Annotated in this window: 2 protein-coding genes; one reads left to right on the forward strand and one right to left on the reverse strand. The window is 55.9% G+C overall.

Features of this window, described 5'->3' with window-relative positions:
• Positions 1 to 881 (forward strand): DcaP family trimeric outer membrane transporter (locus tag A3754_RS02620; RefSeq protein ID WP_063518780.1); only part of this gene is annotated, 881 nt, incomplete at its 5' end.
• Between the two features lie 113 nt (positions 882 to 994).
• On the opposite strand, the gene A3754_RS02625 is transcribed toward A3754_RS02620, so the two are convergent.
• Positions 995 to 1,126 (reverse strand): ectoine synthase (locus tag A3754_RS02625; protein ID WP_197468399.1); only part of this gene is annotated, 132 nt, incomplete at its 5' end.

Consider the following 1,126-nt stretch of genomic DNA (forward strand, 5'->3'; position numbering starts at 1 on the left):
CCATGACCTCCGCCGGCATGGTGCGAGGGCATATTGAAATTGATTTTCAGACTAACGGTATTGGTGACGAGCGCATCAGTAACAGCTATTCGCCGCGTATTCGCCATGCCTATCTGACCTGGGACAAGTGGTTGTTCGGGCAGACCTGGTCCACTTTTTTCAATGTGAGTGCGCTACCGGAAACGCTGGATTTTGTTGGTGCGGCGGGAACGGTGTTTGAGCGCCAGCCGCAGATTCGCTATACGAGTGGCCCGATCATGCTGGCTTTGGAAAATCCGTCTACGACTCTGTATGGCGGGGATAGCAATCCCAGTGAGTATGATGACAACAGTGCTCCGGATGTCGTTGCCCGCTATAACTTGGTAGGTGATTGGGGCAATGTGAGCCTGTCGGCCATGGGGCGACAACTGAAGTATCAAGATACTGTGGCCGCCGTCCCCTATGAGGAAGACAAATACGGTTACGGTCTTGCCGTTGCTGGTCGCGTCATGCTGGGCGCCATGGACGATATTCGTTTCCAGGCGAACTATGGTAATGCGCTGGGCCGTTACACCACGCTCAACGCATTCCGCTCAGGCCAGATTGAGGCGGATGGCAGTATCGAGCTGATCGATCAATGGAGCGGTGTGCTGGCGTTGCGCCATCACTGGAGTGATCGCTGGCGTTCCAACTTTGCGGTCTCGGTCAGTGAAGCGGATAACCCCGATACCGTGGCGGTGACCACCAGCAAACGGGTGCAAAGCGCCCACGCCAACCTGATCTGGCAGGTCGCGAAACCACTCTCTCTCGGCGGTGAGCTGATCTATGCCGATCGGGAAATCGAGAATGGGGACGACGGCAATCTCAAGCGCGTGCAGTTCACGGCGAAATATGCGTTTTGAATGAGAGGGGCTGCAAGCAACATGCAGCATGCAGCACGCTACACGCAAAAAAAGGGACGCCGAAGCGTCCCTTTTTTGCGTGCAAGCCTGTTGCATGCAGCATGATGCGTCTCTTAATCCACATCTGCCGGGTAAACACCGTTCTCGTCGTGCACTTCCTTGCCGCTCAGGGGCGGAGTGAAAGCACAGGCGACGACCATGTCTTCGTTTTCGCCACCGTAGAGGTAATGCTCGTCGTGCTCGTC

It is taken from the genome of Alcanivorax sp. HI0083 (assembly GCF_001635175.1).